Below are 14,291 nucleotides of genomic sequence, written 5' to 3' on the forward strand. Positions count from 1 at the left end.
GGCCTTTTCCGTGCTTTCGGGGCGCGTTAGGGTCGGCGCGACGAGCACCCGGCGGAACGTGTGTTGCGCAGGGCGCAACAGGCTGTCGCGAAGGGCTGACGCATGGACCGGATCCGCACGGGCCTGATCCCCGCACCCCGGGTGCTGCTCCCCGACGGGGACGGGCACCGCTTCGTCTTCGGACCCGAGCCCGTCCTCGACGCCGGGCCCGGCACCGGATCCGTCGCCCGCTGGATCCGGCGGGAGCTCGGAGCCGCCACCGGCTGGGCGCTGCCCGCCGCCGCCCCCGGGGCGGGGGATGCCGCGGAGCTGCGGCTGCGGATCGACTCGGACGCGGCGGGCGACCGCGGTCCGGAGGCGTACCGGATCGACATCTCGGAGGGCGGGGCGGAGCTGACCGGGGCCACGGCCGCCGGGCTGTTCTGGGGTGCCCAGACCCTGCGGCAGCTGCTCGGGCCCGACGCGTACCGCAAGGCCCCACTGCCCGGCCGGACGTGGAGCCTGCCGCACGCCCGCGTCGCGGACGGCCCGCGGTTCGGCTGGCGCGGGATGATGCTCGACGTCGCCCGGCACTTCATGCCCAAGGACGGCGTGCTGCGCTACATCGACCTGCTCGCCGCCCACAAGCTCAACGTGCTCCACCTGCACCTGACCGACGACCAGGGCTGGCGGATCGAGATCGGGCGCCACCCCCGACTGACCGGGATCGGCGGCTGGCGGGCCCGCAGCCGCCGCGGCCACCGGGCCTCGCCGTTGTGGGACGAGACCCCGCACGGCGGCTTCTACACCCAGGACGACATCCGCGAGATCGTCGCGTACGCCGCCGAGCGGCACGTCCGGGTGGTTCCGGAGATCGACCTGCCGGGGCACTCGCAGGCGGCGATCGCCGCGTACCCGGAACTGGGCAACACCGACGTGGTCGACACCGCGGCGCTCGGGGTCTGGGACGACTGGGGCGTCTGCGAGAACGTCCTCGCGCCGACCGAGGCCGTGCTGCGGTTCTACGAGGGGGTCTTCGAGGAGGTGCTGGAGCTGTTCCCGGCGGAGGTCTCGCCCTTCGTCCACGTGGGCGGCGACGAGTGCCCCAAGGCGCAGTGGAAGGCGTCCCCGGCCGCGCAGGAGCGGATCCGCGAGCTGGGCGTCGAGGGTGAGGACGGGCTGCAGGCCTGGTTCATCCGGCACTTCGACACCTGGCTCGCCGAACGCGGGCGCCGCCTGATCGGATGGGACGAGATCCTGGAGGGCGGACTCGCGCCGGGCGCGGCCGTCTCCTCGTGGCGCGGCTACGCGGGCGGGATCGCCGCCGCCGAGGCCGGGCACGACGTGGTGATGTGCCCCGAGCAGCAGGTGTACCTGGATCACCGTCAGGCGGCGGGCGGGGACGAGCCGATGCCCATCGGATACGTCCGCTCGCTGGAGGACGTGTACCGCTTCGAGCCGGTGCCGCCGAAGCTGTCGCCGGAGGCCGCCGCCCGGGTGTTGGGCGCCCAGGCCAACCTGTGGACCGAGGTGACGGAGGACCAGGGTCGGGTCGACTACCAGGTGTTCCCGCGGCTGGCGGCCTTCGCGGAGGTGGTGTGGTCATGGCAGCCGGCGCCCGAGGAGCGCGACTTCGCGGACTTCGAGGCGCGCATGGACGCGCACTACGGGCGGTTGGACGCCCAAGGTGTCGGCTACCGGCCGCCGGGCGGCCCGTTGCCGTGGCAGCGGCGGCCCGGCGTGCTCGGGCGCCCCGTCGAGGGCCCGCCCCCGAACGTGTGACACGGGGGCGGAGCGGCCTCCCTGAACGGCAGGGGGACGGGTCGGGAACTCTGCCTCGATTTCCCGCTATACGGGTAAAACCGGGCAATAGGGGAGGGTAGCTGTCGAAGGCGGTGCGACCGGGCCCTCCACCCCGTACGGGACACCGACCGTGACCGCGGGGCACGGGGAGGACCCTCGCGCCGGGCGGCCCGGAAGATGTGCCAGAGTTGCCACGTCCCGGCGGTGAGCACGTACCGTACGGCGGACAGGCGTGAGCGCCAGGACCGGGACATCGGGAAGGGGCAGCTGGGTTGACCACGCACGCACCGCACGCACCGCACGCACCTGATTCACCCCAGGGGGCTCAGGGCCGGCAGGCGGCGCAGTCCGTGACGCTGCCGGCCTCGCTCGACGAGGCCGTCGCGGCGCTCACCGCCATGCCCGCCGCCGTTCCCGTCGCGGGCGGCACCGACCTCATGGCCGCGGTCAACGCCGGGCTCCTGCGGCCCGCCGCGCTCGTCGGCCTGGGCCGGATCAACGAGATCCGCGGCTGGCAGTACCAGGACGGCCACGCGCTGCTCGGCGCGGGCCTCACCCACGCCCGGATGGGACGTCCGGACTTCGCCGCCCTGATCCCCGCGCTCGCGGCCGCCGCGCGCGCGGCCGGGCCCCCGCAGATCCGCAACGCCGGCACCCTCGGCGGGAACATCGCCACCGCGGCGCCCACTGGTGACGCGCTGCCCGTGCTGGCCGCGCTGGAGGCCGTACTGGTCATCGCCGGCCCGGACGGGCAGCGCGAGATCCCGGTCTCCCACCTGCTGGCCGGGCGCGAGATGCTGTGCCCCGGCGAGCTCATCGGCTTCGTCCGGGTGCCGCTGCTGCACGCCCCGCAGGTGTTCCTCAAGGCCACCGGGCGCACGGGCCCGGGGCGTGCGGTGGCGTCCGTCGGCCTGGTGCTGGACCCGGCCCGGCGCGGCGTTCGCTGTGCGATCGGCGCCGTGGCGCCCATGCCGCTGCGGCCGCTGGAGGCCGAGCAGTGGGTGGCCTCGCTGATCGACTGGGACGGCGGGCGGAACCTGGCCCCCGAGGCCCTGGAGGCCTTCGGCGAGTACGTCGCGGCCGCCTGCGTCCCCGACCAGGGGGAGCCGGTGGCTCCCGGCGTACTGCACCTGCGGCGGACGGTGGCGGTACTGGCACGCAGGGCCCTCGGAAGGGCGCTGACCTCATGAGCGAGAACGAGAACGAGAACGTGACCCAGGGGAACGGCACGGCGGGCTGGGGCTGGGAACCGGTCCCGCAGGGCGGCGAGTACGACTCGGACGCCACGGCCTTCGTGAAGCTGCCGCAGGACATGCTGGACGCGCTCGGCACTGGCGAGCCGCTCGCGGCACCCGGGCACGGCTATGTACCGCCGCCGATGATCGTGCCGCTGGGCTCGGCCAGTACGGACCCGGCGGCCACGGGCACGTGGGCGGTCCCGGCGCAGTGGCCGGAGGCGGGCGGGGACCCGTCGGGGGCCGCCGCGGGCGCGGGTGCGGCTTCCGGGTCCGGTTCCGCTGCCGGTCCGGCGGGCGGGTCCGTCGGCGGGCCGATCCCCGCGACGATCCCCATCCCGGCGTCGGTGGCCGCCGCGTTCGCCGAGTCCGAGCCCGACTCCGCGCCGGATCACAACCCGGATCACGACCCGGGCGCGACGGCGGAGTGGCGCTTCCCCGACGCGGTGCGCGAGCCCGCGGAGGCGCCCTCGGCGACCGGCCAGTGGGACGTTTCCGACCCCGCCCGGCAGCAGGGCGACTTCCGCACGGGCGGCAGCCTGGACGCGGACTGGAGCCAGGCCCCGGCGACCCTGCCCGGCGGTGCCCCGGCACCGTGGGCCTACCTGACGCAGCAGCAGCCGGTCGCCGGGCCGGACCAGGGCCAGGCCCGGACGCAGGCCCAGGACGCCGGTGTCCTGCCGGGCACGGACGAGGCCGCCGCCGCTTCGGCCGCCGCAGCCGCCACGGCGCACGCCGCCGGACGCCTGCTCGGCGGGCCCGGTGTGGGCGTCGCGGGGCGCGGGCCGCGGGTGCTGGGCGGGCCCGGCGTGGGGACCGCGCTGCAGGAGGCCGAGCCCGCGCACCGGGCGCCGCACGACATCGAGGCCGCGCACGGACCCGCGGCGACGGCACACGCGGGGGAGCGGCCGCACCCGGGAGCCCCGGCGCAGGAGCCGTCCGCGGCGGCCGGCGGTGCGGACCCCTTCGGCGGGGCGCATGTCCAGGCCCCGGGCGCGGATGCCGCGCAGCCGGCCGAGCCGGAGCACTTCGCCCAGCCCGCTCACGGCGGGCACGCCGAACACGGCGGGCACGCCGAACACGGCGGGCACGCCGAACACGGCGGGCACGCCGCGTTCTTCGGGAGCGCCGAACACGGCGAACACGGCGGGCACTCCGACCCGGCCGCGTACCCCGAACACGCAGCGCACCTCGGACACACCGGGCACACCGGGCACACCGGACACCCTCCGCATCCCGCGGACACCGACGGGCACGGTTTCGCCGCCTTCGGGCAGGCGCCGGAGCGCGCCGAGCGCGAGCCCGAGCCCGCCCCGGCCGGCCACACCGCCGAGCCCGAGCCCGCCCCGGCGGACGGCCCCGGCCTCGCCGAAGCGGGCCGGGGGCCCGCACCGGACCACGCCGACGCCGAGGGCTCGGCGCCCGCCGGGGCCGCCCCTGCCCGCGGGGAGGTCCCGGTCGCGTCCACGCCGGTGGCGGACACCGCCGACAGCGCGGCGGAGCTCCCGCCGGAGGGAACCGGCGAAGGGGTCCCGGCCGAGGTGCCGGCGTACGCGGAAGAGCCCCGGCCCGCCGCCGACGTGCACCACGAGCACCCCCACGCCTCCTACGTGCTGCGCGTCAACGGCGCCGACCGCCCCGTCACCGGCGCCTGGATCGGGGAGTCCCTCCTCTACGTGCTGCGCGAGCGCCTCGGCCTCGCCGGCGCCAAGGACGGCTGTTCCCAGGGCGAGTGCGGCGCCTGCGCCGTGCAGGTCGACGGCCGGCTCGTCGCCTCCTGCCTGGTCCCGGCGGCCACGGCCGCCGGCAGTGAGGTCCGCACCGTCGAGGGCCTCGCGGCGGGCGGGGAACTCTCCGACGTGCAGCAGGCGTTGTGCAGGACGGGTGCGGTGCAGTGCGGATTCTGCGTACCCGGCATGGCCATGACCATCCACGACCTGCTGGAAGGCAACCACGCCCCCAGCGAGCTGGAGACCCGCCAAGCGCTGTGCGGCAACCTCTGCCGTTGCTCCGGCTACGCGGGGGTCGTCGAGGCCGTGCGCGAGGTCGTGGCAGGGCGCGAGGCCGCGTCGGCAGCGTCCGCGGACGCTGCAGCGGCCGCGGCAGCGGCACAGGCCCCGGAACCGGGGCACGGGCACGTTCAGGGCCAGGGCGAGGGCGCGCCGGAGCCGCGCATCCCGCACCAGGCAGCGCCCGGCGAGGGCGGCATCCACCACGGAGGCACGGTGTGAGCGGGCAGGACGCGGCGACGGCGACGGCGACGACCGCCGTGAACGCCACGGTGACGGCCATGGCGGCCCCGGGCGCGCCCGACGCCGCACAGCCGCAGGCACCGCGCGGCATCGGAGCCTCCGTCGAGGCCACCGACACCCGCGCCAAGACCGAGGGCACCTTCCCCTACGCCGCCGACCTGTGGGCCGAGGGACTGCTCTGGGCCGCCGTGCTGCGCTCCCCGCACGCCCACGCCCGGATCCTCTCCATCGACACCGAGGCCGCCGCGGAGATGCCCGGCGTGCGCGCCGTCGTCACCCACGCCGACGTGCCGGGCGCCACCACCCACGGCCGCCGGATCGCCGACCGCCCGGTGTTCGCCCACGACGTCGTACGCCACCACGGCGAGCCCATCGCCGCCGTCGCCGCGGACCACCCCGACACCGCCCGCCTCGCCGCGGCAGCGATCGCCGTCGAGTACGAGCTCCTGGACCCGGTCACCGACCCCGAGCAGTCCTTCGGCGCCCCCGCCCTCCACCCCGACGGCAACCTGATCCGGCACATCCCGCTGCGCTACGGCGACCCGGAGGCCACCGGCGAAGTCGTCGTCGAGGGCCTGTACCGGATCGGCCGCCAGGACCCCGCCCCGATCGGCGCCGAGGCCGGACTGGCCGTGCCCCGCCCCGACGGCGGCGTCGAGCTCTACACCGCCTCCACCGACCCGCACACCGACCGCGACCTGGCCGCCGCCTGCTTCGGCCTGGAACCGGACCGCGTGCGCGTCGTCGTCACCGGCGTGCCGGGCGCGACGGCCGACCGCGAGGACGCCGCCTTCCAGCTCCCGCTCGGCCTGCTCGCGCTGCGCACGGGCTGCCCGGTGAAACTGGCCGCCACCCGCGAGGAGTCCTTCCTCGGCCACACCCATCGCCACCCGACCCTGCTGCGCTACCGCCACCACGCGGACGCGGAGGGCCGCCTGGTCAAGGTCGAGGCGCAGATCCTGATGGACGCGGGTGCGTACGCCGACGCCTCCGCGGAATCCCTGGCCGCGGCGGTGGCCTTCGCCTGCGGCCCGTACGTCGTCCCGCACGCCTTCGTCGAGGGCTGGGTCGTACGCACCAACAACCCGCCGTCGGGCCACGTCCGCGGCGAGGGCGCCATGCAGGTGTGCGCCGCGTACGAGGGGCAGATGGACAAGCTCGCGGCCGCCCTCGGCATCGACGGCGCCGAACTGCGTCTGCGCAACGTCCTGGCGACCGGAGACCTCCTCCCGACGGGCCAGACGGTGACCTGCCCGGCCCCCGTGGCCGAACTGCTCCGCGCGGTGCGCGATTTCGAACTGCCCGCGCTGCCCAAGGACGCCCCCGAGGACGAGTGGCTGCTGCCCGGTGGCCCGGAGGGCGCGGGCGAGCCCGGTGCGGTGCGGCGCGGTGTCGGTTACGGGGTCGGCATGGTGCACATGCTCGGCGCCGAGGGCGCCGACGAGGTCTCCACCGCCACGGTGAAGGTCGTGGGCGGCGCGGCCACGGTCATCTGCGCCGCGGTCGACACCGGCCAGGGCTTCGGCACGCTGGCGCGCCAGATCGTCCAGGAGGTCCTGGGCGTCGACGAAGTGGTGGTGGCCCCGGTGGACACCGACCAGCCGCCCGCCGGCCCGTCGGCGCACGGCCGGCACACGTGGGTGTCGGGCGGCGCGGTGGAGCGGGCCGCGAAGATGGTCCGCACCCAGCTGCTGCAGCCGATGGCCCACAAGCTGGGCATGTCCACCGAGCTCCTGCAGATCCAGGACGGCCGCATCACCTCGTACGACGGCGCGTTCTCGATGTCGGTCGCGGAGGCGATGGCGGGCAAGGAACTCTGGGCGACCGCCCAGTGCCGCCCCCACCCGACGGAGCCGCTGGACGCGGACGGCCAGGGCGACGCGTTCGTGGGCCTCGCCTTCTGCGCGATCCGCGCGGTGGTGGACGTGGACATCGAGCTGGGCTCGGTACGGGTGGTGGAGCTCGCGGTGGCCCAGGACGTCGGCCGCGTCCTGAACCCCCGCCGCCTGGAGGCCCGGATCGAAGCGGGCGTCACCCAGGGCCTGGGCGCGGCCCTGACGGAGAACCTCCGTACGGTCGCCGGCCTGGTCCGCCATCCCGACCTGACGGGCTATGCCCTGCCGACTGCGCTGGACGCCCCGAGGGTCCGCATCGTCAAGCTGGTGGAGGAGCGCGACGTGGTGGCCCCGTTCGGCGCGAAGGCGGCGAGCGCGGTCCCGGTGGTGACGACCCCGGCGGCGATCGCCTCGGCGGTCCGCGCAGCCACGGGCCGCCCGGTCAACAGGCTCCCGATCAGGCCGTCCGCGGCGGTGGGAGTGCCCAACTCGTGACCGTGTGAGTCGCATTGCACGTGCAACCCCGGACTTGGGGCTGTCGGTGCCGGTCGCTAGAGTGATCGACGAGAGTGCGCGCGCACACGTGCGAACGGGTGCGAACGGGGACGGGGAGCGGCGCCGCGCGCCGCGACCGCGGGGAGACGGGGAGTCGGGGAGGCCATCGTGGCAGAGGACACAGTCGGGGTTCTGGCGCTAGACCTGTCGGGGGACATGGCGGCGTCGATCCGAGCCCAGGCGGACGCACAGGCGAAGGCGGCGGCCCTCCAGGTCCAGTACGAGGACCTGCAGAGCTACAAGAGCCTGGTGGACGGCCTCCTGACGAAGCTTCAGGAATCCCCGGCGCACCACAACAAACTGGCCGACGGCACCCTGCCGACGGGTGCCCTGGGGCAGGGCTTTCCCGAGGCGGACAAGCTGTATGGGGCGTACAAGACCGTCCATTCGGAGCTGCAGACGCTGTCGAAGGGTCTGGCGGAGCTGATCGAGGCCCTGGGCATCGCGGTCCTGTCCGCAGGCGGCGGCTACGCCGAGGTGGACGAGGAGCAGAAGCGGCGCATGGTCGTCATCGCCAAGCAGGCCGAAGACGAGTACGGCCGGGATCGTGGCCCCGACGCGGAGAAGAAGAGCGACAGCCCGAAGCCGAAGGGTGGTGTCATCTGATGACGGACTTCGAGGGATACACGCACGCACAGCTGCACGCGATGATCGAGTCGCTCGATCCGACGAAGGTCGCGGCGCTGGGCACGAAGCTCACCGAGGCCGCCACGACGATCGAGCAAATCGGCACCAAGCTCAAGGACCACAAGGTCAAGGACTGGGAGGGCGAAGCTGCCACGGCGTTCCAGGACTGGGTGAGCCGCGCGGGCAGCGCCACGCTGGAACTGGCCAAATACAGCAAGGTCGGCGGCAAGTACATGGCCGAAGCGGCGCAGGTCATGCGCGAGGTCAAGCCGTCCAAGGACGGCGCGGGGAACTTCCCCCCGTACGACGCTGCTGCGGACGCGAAGCTCAGGGAGAACCTGGCGACGTCCCGCGAATACCACAACGACCCGGATGCGGTGCAGCTCGGCCAGGAGGCCTGGTCGAAGCTGAGCGGCGACCACGCGCGAGCCGTGGACGCGATGAACAAGCTCGCTGGGGCGTACGACCAGTCCGCGGCGCAGATGGGCAAGACGGAAGCCCCGAGGCTTCCGCCGCCGCCGCAGGTACTGGTGCCGTCGGATTACGGCACCGATGTGGAAAGGAGTCGCTCCGGGGGTGGTCCCGGAACGCCGAGTTCTTCAGGAATCGTGTCGTACGCGGCTTCGACATCAGGCGATTTCGGCCCTACGGGCGAGTCAGCTGGGGCGTCTGGGAGCCAGGCGAAGGCGGGCACCGCGGCCCCCTCTGTCTCCGTGCCGGCCACCCCGGATCAAGAAGTGGGCGTGGACCTCGACACTGTCGCCACGCTTCCGCCTCCGACCACGCCACCGGTGACGACCACCCCCGGTCTCCCGCTGGCCACGGGCCCCGTCGGACCCACCCCCGGCCCCTTCGTCCCGCCTGTGGCCATCCCGCCCGTCGGCGGCCTGAAGGGACCCGGCCCGTTCGGTACCGGCCCCGGAATCGGTCCGTACCCCGGATTGGGTGGTCCTGGCCTTCCTCCTAGCGGCAAGGTCATCGGTACGCCCGGCCTGCCCCCGCGTGACGCCGGTATCACAGGCGGACGTCCGGTGACGTCCACCGGCCCGGCCTCCGGCATCCCGCGCGGCATGGTCGTCGGCGAAGGTACTCAGGCCGGTCGTCCCATGGGTAGCGGTATGGGCCACGGCACCGGGGGCCACTACGGCGGCACCCAGGCCGGTCTTCCGGCGGGCCGCCGACTGGCCACGGAGCCGGGTGGCGTCATGGGTGGGCGTCAGGCCGGTGCGGTCGGTCGTCCGATTGCGGCGGGTCAGCCGTTCACCCAGGGCGGTTCTGGCCTTGTGCGCAACGGTGCCGGTCCCGTGGGTCATGCGGGTGCAGGTATGCAGACTCCGGGCGGGGGCCGGGACAGCCAGGGGGGCAAGCGCCCCGATTACCTGACCGAGGACGAAGAGACCTGGCAGGGCAACCGTCGTGTTGCCCCGCCCGTGATCGACTGAGCAGAACGGACGTTGTACGGGATGCACATGCGCAAGGCGACCTCGGCCCTGGTGGGTCTCCTGCTGGCCGGGGTCGCCGCGACCCCAGCTCACGCGGAGACCATCAGATCGCAGCAGTGGCATCTCGACGCCATGAAGGCCGACGAGATCTGGAAGATCAGCAAGGGTAAGGGCATCACCGTTGCAGTCATTGATGACGGGGTCCGGGAAATTCCCGAACTGGCAGGCCAGCTCGTCCCGGGGAAGCGGTTCACCGTTGCAGGCGGTGACGGTCCTACCGACCAAGGCAGCCACGGAACCACCATGGCCGCCGTGATTGCCGGAACGGGAAGACATCCGAGTGGTGACGGTGCCTATGGCCTGGCACCCGCCGTGAAGATTCTGCCCATTCTTGTGGATAATAATGAGAAGGCGACGCCGACCTGGGTCGCGGCAATTCGGTACGCGGCAGATTCGGATGCAAAGATCATCAACATGTCTCTGGGGATTCCCGGGGAGCCCGAGGATGATGTGGCGAGAGCTGAAGCCGTCAAGTATGCGTTGTCCAAAGGAAAGCTAATCTTCGCGGCTGTGGGTAATTATGGCGATTCGGCCAACGAGCTTGCCTACCCCGCTGGAACCCCCGGAGTGGTCGGCGTCGGGGCTGTGGATTCCTCAGGCGAACCGACCAAGGAGTCTCAGCACGGCCCGCAGGTGGATCTGGCTGCTCCTGGCATGGAGATCGTGACGGCATGCACAGGGAAGTCTGGTCTTTGCACCAGCCACGGAACCAGCGACGCCTCCGCTCTCGCCTCCGCCTCCGCCGCGCTGCTCTGGTCCGCTCACCCCGACTGGACCAACAACCAGGTCCTGCGCGTGCTCCTGAACACCGCCGGGAAGCCCGTTGACGGGTCTCAGCGCAATGACTACGTCGGCTATGGCGTGGTCCGGCCCCGGATCGCGTTGCAGACGCCCGGGGATCCCGGCCCGGCCGATGTCTACCCGCTGCCCGATCTGGCCGCGGCGGCCAGTGGCGGAAAGCCTTCCGCGTCCGCCCCCACCGACGCCACGCCGTCCGCTCCCACCTCCCAGGCTGCCGCCGAGGAGAAGGGCGGCAACTCCCTGCTCTGGGTCGGGCTGGGACTCGGGGCGTGTGTGCTCATCGGCGGGGCCGTGACCGCGGTGATCGTACGCCGCAACCGTTGACCCACACCTGATCCCACCGGTCCCAACTCGGAGGTTCGCGCGATGTCGTTCGACGAGGAATGGTCGGCGGCTCGCGCCACGGCCACCGCCAGTGTCTCCATGCGGCTCAACCAGGCCCCCGCCCCCACCCCCGGAGGCGGCGCTGATCTCGCGCTCAACCAGGACCAGATCGGAGCGATCGGCTCCGAGGCGTACAAGCTGCACACCCGACTGCAGACCGACGGCAAGCACGCCGCCACCGCGACCGCCGAGGCTGCCGGGGCGCTCACCCGGGAGGGATTCGCGAGCGGGGCTGCCCTGCTCAAAGCCAACACCCTCTGGGAGAGCCAGGTGAAGACCCTGGTGGCCGCCTGCGCCAACATCTCCAACGGCCTCAACTACTCGCTCTCCTCCCACGCCAAGGACGAGCAGCAGCTCCACGCGGACTTCACGGCGTCCGCCATCGACAAGTACCTGAAGTAGGCGAGGCGTCCGCATGCTGACGTACGAGAACGTGATGAACGCGCCCCTGGACAAGCTCCAGACCGCGGTCACCGACTGGACGGCCATGGCCGGTAAGTTGGACGAGATGGCCGAGGCCGCCCGCAACGGCATGAAGGCGAAGTCCGACAAGGCCGAGTGGAGCGGGATCACCGCCGGAGTGGCACGCGGGTTCGTCGACAAGACGGCGAAGGAGTTCGAGGACGCGGCCAAGGCGGCCAAGGGCATGCACCTGGTCCTCGCCGACGCGCACGCCACCTTCAAGGCCGCCCAGGACGAGCTGAAGAGGCTCGCGGCGGAAGCCCCCGCAGCCGGTTTCCGGATCGACGCCACCGGGCGGGTCAGCGTCACCCCCCGGCCCACCGAGGCCGAGCGGAACGCGGCCCGCCACGACCCCGACTACCAGCAGACCCTCAACGCGAACCGCAACGCCTGGCAGTCCCAGGTCAACCGGGCCGTCGAGAACGCTCAGGACGCCGATGACTCCCTAGTCCGCGTGCTCCAGGCGAACACGACGGACGAACACGACTTCAGCGGACCGAAGTTCACCACCCTCGACGCCGAACAGGTCTCCCGCGCAGCCGACCTGATGAAGAAGGTCACCGGCCCGGGCGGCACGGCCCGCAACGTCGAGGCGCTGCGCGAGCTGGAGGAAGTGCTCGACGACAACCGCGACGACCCCGAGTTCTCGACGGGCCTGTTCCGGACCATCGGTGCCGAAGGCACCCTGCAGATGTACTCCGCGATGTCCCTGGACGCGACAAGTTTGGGTACCGCCGGCAAGGACCGGGCGCTCATGGTCTCGAACATCCAGAGCGACCTGGGCGCGATGCTCGGCCTCGCCACGCACAAGGACGTGCCGGGCCACCTCGACGCGGCCTGGACGACCCAGCTGATGAAGGCCGGGCGCAAGGAGATGGACGTCTTCGGCGGCGTCCGGCAGATCTACGGCTACCAGGCCCTCGGCGCGCTGCTGCGCGAGGGGAAGTACGACACGGAGTTCCTGACTTCTGTGGGCCGCGACATGATCGCCATGGACCGTGAGGACCCGCAGGCCTGGGAGTTCCACACGCCGATCGGCCTGGAGACCGTACTCAATCAGGGGCTGGAGGGCGGCCGCGGCTTCTACCCGCTGACCGGACTCATGGAGGCACTCGGCAACAACCCGGACGCGGCGACGGCCTTCTTCAACGAGCCGGTCCGCGAGGACAGCAACAAGGACGGCATCGTCACGAAGGACGACAAGCCGGTCGGCGGCCAGCACGGCAAGGACCGGGGCATGGTCGACTACATGCTCGACAAGAAGCCGTACATGGACGGCTTCGACATCGTCCCGACCGGCGACCTCCGCCCGGCCCAGCAGGCCCTCGGTGACGCGCTGATGGCGGCCGTCTCCCACCGGGGCCCCGGCGACGAGGACGCGCCGCCGGTCGCGCACACCAAGGAGATGGCGGCGGTCATGGAACGGATCGTCGAGAAGATCGGCGACGAGCCGGATCTGGTCGACGCCGACCCGGGTGACCCGGAGGGTCCGCTGAACGGGCTGTCCGGGCACTTCGGCCAGATGGCGGCGGAGTACATGCCGGACATCCAGGCGGCGGCGGACAACACGAGCCGAATGATCAAGGTCAACGGGGTGATGGCCGAGTTCAACAAGGCCGACATGGCGGCCTTCATCGGCGCGGTGGCGCAGGACCCGGACGCCTACGGAGCCATCACCAACGCCCAGCGGGCGTTCACCACGACACTCGTCAACGACGTCATCGCCCACCGTGCCGAGTACGAGGAAATCGACGCGGCGATCACGGTCGCCGTCCACCCGGGTGGCCAGATCGCGGGCATCCTTTCCGAGGCCCGGGCCGAGGGGACGTTTGCCGAGAACGGTTACCAGGCTGAGGAGTACGTCAAGGGCGTGGAGGACAACGCCAAGTGGGTCAACCGCGTCATCGGCGCTGCCGGTGGGAAGTACCTGGAGATGGTGCCGTTCGCAGGCGATGTCGTGGAGTGGCTCCAAGAGGACATCTCTGAGAGCGTGGTCGAACGAGCGAAGAAGGACCAGGCGGATAAGACGGGCGAGGTCGACCACAAGGCCGTGCTCGACTACACGCAGGCCCAGGTCGAGGCCGGCGAGTCCGCGGCGCAGTCGGTCCGCAAGGCTGCGGAGGGGACGGGTATGAACCAGCGGAGCATTGACGCCCTCGCCGGCACGGCCTCGGCGCAGACGGCCAACGCGCACGCTGTCGGCCGTGGTCAGGTCGCCACGTCTAATGGCGGCGGCTGATGGTCCGAGCCTCCCGCGCCCGGACCATACCCCTGCTCGCCGGAACCCTGGCCGCGGCGGCCGTGTTGACGGGGTGCGCAGAGGAGAAGAAGGCGGCTGCCCCGAAGCTCCCCGAGCGCAGCTGCTTCGGCGTCTTCACCCGCTCCGATCTGGAGCCGCTGGTGGGCTACGGGGAGACGGTGAAGGTGTCCGGACCCGCCGACGCCCGGCTGACCGCAGAGCATCGCGCTGCCACGTGCAGTGTCGATGTGGATGGCAGGGGCCGTGTCCTCGTCGCAGCCACCCGCCAGCCTCTGGGGCAGAGCTTCTTCTGGCCGTCCACTGTCCAGAACCAGTCGGCGCCCGATCCGCTCCCCCTCGGCGACAAGGGGATCGTGTGGAACACGGGTGCTCGCGTTGCCCTCACCTGCAAAGGGGCCAAAGACTCCTTTGAGCTGGAACTGGCACTCAGCGGCTCCGTGGAGCACGTGAAGCCGGGCACGTCCCGTGCGCTCTTCACCGCACTCATGACCAAGTACCTCGCTTCCGCTAAGCAGCAGACCCAGTGCGGGGTGTGAAGCGGCCTGCGAAGACCGAAGCCGCACAAGGGCTGCGCCTGCCCCTGGCAGGCTCCCCCC

The 14,291-nt window shown here is 72.6% G+C and carries 10 protein-coding genes; all 10 read left to right on the plus strand.

What is annotated here, in order from left to right:
- Positions 1-102: 102 nt before the first annotated feature.
- The 10 genes from AW27_RS20785 (at position 103) to AW27_RS20830 (ending at position 14,231) form a co-directional block, all read left to right on the plus strand.
- Positions 103-1,761 carry a beta-N-acetylhexosaminidase gene (locus tag AW27_RS20785; RefSeq protein ID WP_037923282.1) on the plus strand — a complete coding sequence of 553 codons (1,659 nt, stop codon included), beginning with the start codon at positions 103-105 and terminating at the stop codon, positions 1,759-1,761.
- 293 nt (positions 1,762-2,054) lie between these two features.
- Entirely contained in the window at positions 2,055-2,972 is a 918-nt protein-coding gene (locus AW27_RS20790) for an FAD binding domain-containing protein (RefSeq protein WP_063890604.1), read from the plus strand.
- Positions 2,969-5,248 carry a 2Fe-2S iron-sulfur cluster-binding protein gene (locus tag AW27_RS20795; RefSeq protein ID WP_052030814.1) on the plus strand — a complete coding sequence of 760 codons (2,280 nt, stop codon included), beginning with the start codon at positions 2,969-2,971 and terminating at the stop codon, positions 5,246-5,248. Before AW27_RS20790 ends, AW27_RS20795 begins: the two co-directional genes overlap by 4 nt.
- A gap of 59 nt (positions 5,249-5,307) precedes the next feature.
- The gene (locus tag AW27_RS20800) at positions 5,308-7,599 is read left to right on the plus strand and encodes a xanthine dehydrogenase family protein molybdopterin-binding subunit (protein ID WP_052030964.1); all 2,292 of its coding nucleotides are present in this window, start codon (positions 5,308-5,310) and stop codon (positions 7,597-7,599) included.
- Between the two features lie 168 nt (positions 7,600-7,767).
- Positions 7,768-8,265: a hypothetical protein gene (locus AW27_RS20805; protein WP_236647685.1), complete on the plus strand. Its 498-nt coding sequence runs from the start codon at positions 7,768-7,770 to the stop codon at positions 8,263-8,265.
- A complete protein-coding gene (locus AW27_RS20810) occupies positions 8,265-9,728 on the plus strand; it encodes a WXG100 family type VII secretion target (protein WP_037923291.1) in 1,464 nt (487 codons plus the stop codon). The genes AW27_RS20805 and AW27_RS20810 overlap by 1 nt, the downstream gene beginning before the upstream one ends.
- A gap of 27 nt (positions 9,729-9,755) precedes the next feature.
- On the plus strand, positions 9,756-10,913 hold the full coding sequence (mycP, locus tag AW27_RS20815) for a type VII secretion-associated serine protease mycosin (protein ID WP_236647686.1): 1,158 nt from the start codon (positions 9,756-9,758) through the stop codon (positions 10,911-10,913).
- 42 nt (positions 10,914-10,955) lie between these two features.
- On the plus strand, positions 10,956-11,375 hold the full coding sequence (locus tag AW27_RS20820) for a hypothetical protein (protein WP_037923296.1): 420 nt from the start codon (positions 10,956-10,958) through the stop codon (positions 11,373-11,375).
- Positions 11,376-11,388: 13 nt separating this feature from the next.
- On the plus strand, positions 11,389-13,674 hold the full coding sequence (locus AW27_RS20825) for a hypothetical protein (RefSeq protein ID WP_037923300.1): 2,286 nt from the start codon (positions 11,389-11,391) through the stop codon (positions 13,672-13,674).
- Positions 13,674-14,231, plus strand: coding sequence for a hypothetical protein (locus AW27_RS20830; protein WP_037923303.1), 558 nt, complete (start codon positions 13,674-13,676; stop codon positions 14,229-14,231). The genes AW27_RS20825 and AW27_RS20830 overlap by 1 nt, the downstream gene beginning before the upstream one ends.
- The last annotated feature ends 60 nt before the right edge of the window (positions 14,232-14,291 follow it).

Source organism: Streptomyces sp. PCS3-D2, from assembly GCF_000612545.2.
Taxonomy (GTDB): Bacteria; Actinomycetota; Actinomycetes; order Streptomycetales; family Streptomycetaceae; genus Streptomyces.

Excerpts from the sequence above, each read along its gene's own strand:
- AW27_RS20795 (WP_052030814.1), top strand. The coding sequence starts at position 2,969 with ATGAGCGAGAACGAGAACGAGAACGTGACCCAGGGGAACGGCACGGCG.
- mycP (WP_236647686.1), top strand. The coding sequence starts at position 9,756 with ATGCGCAAGGCGACCTCGGCCCTGGTGGGTCTCCTGCTGGCCGGGGTC.
- AW27_RS20830 (WP_037923303.1), top strand. The coding sequence starts at position 13,674 with ATGGTCCGAGCCTCCCGCGCCCGGACCATACCCCTGCTCGCCGGAACC.
- AW27_RS20785 (WP_037923282.1), top strand. The coding sequence starts at position 103 with ATGGACCGGATCCGCACGGGCCTGATCCCCGCACCCCGGGTGCTGCTC.
- AW27_RS20800 (WP_052030964.1), top strand. The coding sequence starts at position 5,308 with ATGGCGGCCCCGGGCGCGCCCGACGCCGCACAGCCGCAGGCACCGCGC.
- AW27_RS20810 (WP_037923291.1), top strand. The coding sequence starts at position 8,265 with ATGACGGACTTCGAGGGATACACGCACGCACAGCTGCACGCGATGATC.
- AW27_RS20825 (WP_037923300.1), top strand. The coding sequence starts at position 11,389 with ATGCTGACGTACGAGAACGTGATGAACGCGCCCCTGGACAAGCTCCAG.
- AW27_RS20820 (WP_037923296.1), top strand. The coding sequence starts at position 10,956 with ATGTCGTTCGACGAGGAATGGTCGGCGGCTCGCGCCACGGCCACCGCC.